The sequence below is a fragment of the Kaistella sp. genome, from assembly GCF_032060305.1.
In the GTDB taxonomy this organism is placed as follows: domain Bacteria; phylum Bacteroidota; class Bacteroidia; order Flavobacteriales; family Weeksellaceae; genus Kaistella; species Kaistella yananensis.
This window is the reverse complement of the sequence record NZ_DAMBHK010000118.1, coordinates 1-3,593: the sequence shown is the minus strand read 5'-3', so window position 1 is coordinate 3,593 and position 3,593 is coordinate 1. Positions and strand designations below refer to the sequence as shown.

Here is a 3,593-nt window from a genome sequence, read left to right as displayed (position 1 = left end):
GCAGCGAATGCATAAATTTCATCTTTCGAAAATTGAAGAAGCGGACGCAGAATCTGGTTTTCTTTTGCCGGAATTCCACTCAAACCTTTAATTCCCGAGGCTTTCGAAAGATTGATGAGGAAAGTCTCAAGTTGATCATTGAGATGATGCGCAGTGACCAAATGCTGCAGTTTTCGCTCTTCCTGTATCTTCCTGAAAAATGTGTAACGAAGATTTCTCGCCCAGTTCTGGATAGAATTTTCAGGCTGATTATCTTTTTCGGAGACTTCATAAAGATGAAAAGCAATATTATTTTCAAGGCAGAAATCTTCTACCGTTTCTCTGTCGTCTTCCGAATCTTTACCGCGAAGTTTATAGTTCACATGCGCGACTTCAAAATGCAATCCCAATTTTTTGAATAAATGAAGAAGCACCATCGAATCGGCTCCTCCGCTTACCGCAAGAAGATAGGTGCTCCACGTGTTGTTTCGGTGAAGATTTCGCAGCGCAGCTTCAAAATTCTTTTGGGTAAGCAATTTTTAAGGAATATTTAGCAAAGATAATTCTTCTGTTTAAAATGAATTGGCTATTTTTGGCTTAAATAAACAGATTTTTATGAGAACAGGAACACTTTTGGTCATTGCAATCATGGCGCTAACATTAACTTCTTGTGTAAGCAAGAAGCAGTTTGATGCTCTAAATTTAAACTATAACCAGTGTATTACCAATATCGGGGAGAGACAACGCGAAATTCAGGATTTAAAGACCACCAATGCTGGACTTACGAGTGAAAATAATCTACTGAGAAGCCAGAATGATGCTTTGAAAACTTCTCTTGATGCGTGTTTGGCTAACACCGGTCAAGGTTCTAAAAACATTACCGAACTTATCGGCGAAATTAATGCTTCCAATAAATACATCAAGCAGCTGATTTCTACCAACGCGAAAAACGACAGTTTAAATCTCGCACTTTCAAACAAACTGAAACGATCTCTTGATAATATCGCAGATAAAGATGTTCAGGTGAAAGTTTTAAAAGGCGTGGTAATGATTTCATTATCTGATCAAATGCTTTACAAAACAGGCGATTATAACGTGTTGCCTGCTGCTCAGGAAGTTTTGGGTAAAGTAGCCCAGGTGATTAATGATTACGATACTTATTCGGTTTTAATTGAAGGAAATACCGATAATGTTCCGTTAAATTCAGCCAATTTACCAAAAGACAACTGGGATTTATCCGCATTACGTGCAACTTCAATGGCTAAAATTCTTCAGACCAAATTCGGTGTGAATCCTGCAAGAATTACAGCGGGCGGAAGAAGTGAATACAATCCAAAAACCACCAATGCGTCGGTTTCCGGAAGAGCTGAAAACCGTAGAACTGAAATCATCATTATGCCTAAATTGGATGAATTCATGAAACTTATGGATATTGCTCCGGTTAAGAACTAATGATAACATTCAAATAATACAATCCCGAAATTTTTCGGGATTTTTTATTTCATTAAATTTGAAAAAAAATTACCATGAGTTTTTTTGAAGAAAACTGTCCGGAAATGGACCGATATCTGGAAAATCACGCTTCCACAGAACCCGAAATTCTAAAAAGGCTTCGGAAAGAAACTTTTCAGAAAACTACCCAGCCCCATATGATTTCCGGGTATCAGCAGGGAAGATTATTATCGATTCTATCAAAAATGCTGAAGCCTGAAAAAATATTGGAAATCGGCACTTTTACCGGATATGCCACGCTTTGTCTGGCAGAAGGTTTAGCGAAAGAAGGAAAAATCACCACTTTGGATGTGAATGAGGATTTGGCGTATTTGCCTCAAAAATATTTTAATGAAAGTGAATATTCAGCGCAAATCGACTTTAGAATTCAAGATGCAAAAGATTTTTTGAAGGAAACCGAGGAGGTTTTTGATCTTGTATTCATTGATGCAGATAAAGAAAATTATGCGGAATATTTTAGGCTTATCAAACCCAAAGTAAAATCCGGTTCCGTAATTATGTTTGATAATGTGCTGTGGTACGGGAAAGTGCTGGAAGAAAATCCAAAACAGGAATCTACCAAAAAAATTAAGGAACTGAATGATTCGGTAGCGCAGGATACAGATTTCGAAAATCTTATTTTACCTTTGCGGGACGGGGTTAATTTAATTAGAAAAATTTAACATTTTCTCGCGGTTCTAAATGATAGGGCTGATTTTTAAAAGAGTTATTGATAAATTTCAGGATTGATGATCAGCGAAATCGTTTAAATCAGCGATATATAATTTATGGAAAAAGGAATTTGCAAAGTTTCTGTAGCGCCACTTCGGGCAGAAAACTCACATCAGTCGGAGATGGTTTCCCAACTTCTCTATGGCGAAAAGGTGGAGATTATCGAGGAGAACGGAAGTTTTTCAAAAATTAAAATGGTTTTTGATGGCTACGAAGGTTGGGTTGATGCAAACCAAATTTCCAAAATTTCCGAGCAAGATTTTGCTAATAAAAATTCGCAAATTCTTACTGAAGATTTTAAATTTTTTAATTTTAACGAAGGTAAAATCTTGCTTTCTATAGGAAGTGAAATACTTTCTGATGAACAACAAAATCTGTCGGAAGCAACCGGGAATTCGCTTTCTGAAACTGCAAAACGCTTTCTAAATGTTCCATATTTGTGGAGCGGGCGAAGTTTTTTTGGGATTGATTGCAGCGGCTTTACGCAATTGGTTTTTAAAGTTCACGGGATTCAGTTGCGTAGAGATGCTTACCAGCAGGCGGAAGTGGGAAGTGTTTTAGATTTTGTGGAAGAAAGTGAACCCGGAGATTTGGCTTTTTTTGAAAATCAGGAAGGCAAAATTTCTCATGTGGGAATCATGTTGGAAGATCAAAAAATTATTCACGCTTACGGAAAAGTAAGAATCGATCTGCTGGATTCCACAGGAATTTTTAATAAAGATTTAGCAAAACACACCCATAAATTGCGTTTTGTTAAACGAATTTTATAATTATTGGCCATGAAAAATATTTCCTTTTTTCTAAAGTTGATTTCCTTTTTCATCTTGATTTTCATTTGGATATTCACGATTTTGAATTATAAAAATTTACCAGAAATTATTCCTGTTCATTTTGGAGGTGATGGAAAAGCAGATGGGTTCGGTTCAAAGAATTCAATCTGGATGTTGCCAATTCTTGCGACGATGATATTTATGTTATTCTATTATCTTTCTAGAAATCCAGATTCACAACTTCTTAATCTTCCCAAAAATGTGAAAACAAATCCCATCGTAAGCAGATTGATTGTGCAAATTCTTTCTCTGACGATAATTTCTATGGTTGCAACAATAAATTATGGAGGCATTCTTACAGCTATGAATGAAGCAGGCGGTTTGAATATTTTACTCATGTACATTTTATTGTTTGTCCTTTTAGGCACTCTTGTCGGAAGTTTGATTTATTCATGGTTCATTTCCAGAAGTGAAACAGCTTCCCAATAACAAAATTGTATTAATGAAATTTTTCTACAACATATTCGTTTCCTTGCTGATCTCCGGAATGAAAATCGGTGCGATTTTTAATTATAAATTAAAAAAAGGATTAGCAGGAAGAAGGCAGTCTTGTGATATCGT

General features: G+C 36.1%; 5 protein-coding genes. 4 read left to right on the top strand and 1 reads right to left on the bottom strand.

Features of this window, described 5'->3' with window-relative positions:
* Positions 1–515, bottom strand: a 515-nt coding sequence (tilS, locus tag V5N63_RS11365) for a tRNA lysidine(34) synthetase TilS (protein ID WP_442905816.1), incomplete at its 3' end; no start/stop codon positions are given.
* Positions 516–594: 79 nt separating this feature from the next.
* Here tilS and V5N63_RS11360 point away from each other — a divergent pair.
* From V5N63_RS11360 to V5N63_RS11345, 4 genes are all read left to right on the top strand, one after another.
* Positions 595–1,431: an OmpA family protein gene (locus V5N63_RS11360; protein WP_332034033.1), complete on the top strand. Its 837-nt coding sequence runs from the start codon at positions 595–597 to the stop codon at positions 1,429–1,431.
* A 74-nt stretch (positions 1,432–1,505) separates the two neighbouring features.
* Positions 1,506–2,153 carry an O-methyltransferase gene (locus V5N63_RS11355; protein WP_332034032.1) on the top strand — a complete coding sequence of 216 codons (648 nt, stop codon included), beginning with the start codon at positions 1,506–1,508 and terminating at the stop codon, positions 2,151–2,153.
* A 105-nt stretch (positions 2,154–2,258) separates the two neighbouring features.
* Positions 2,259–2,972 (top strand): C40 family peptidase, encoded by a 714-nt coding sequence (locus V5N63_RS11350; RefSeq protein WP_332034031.1) that lies wholly within the window; start codon positions 2,259–2,261, stop codon positions 2,970–2,972.
* A 9-nt stretch (positions 2,973–2,981) separates the two neighbouring features.
* Entirely contained in the window at positions 2,982–3,461 is a 480-nt protein-coding gene (locus V5N63_RS11345; protein ID WP_332034030.1) for a DUF1648 domain-containing protein, read from the top strand.
* Positions 3,462–3,593: the final 132 nt, after the last annotated feature.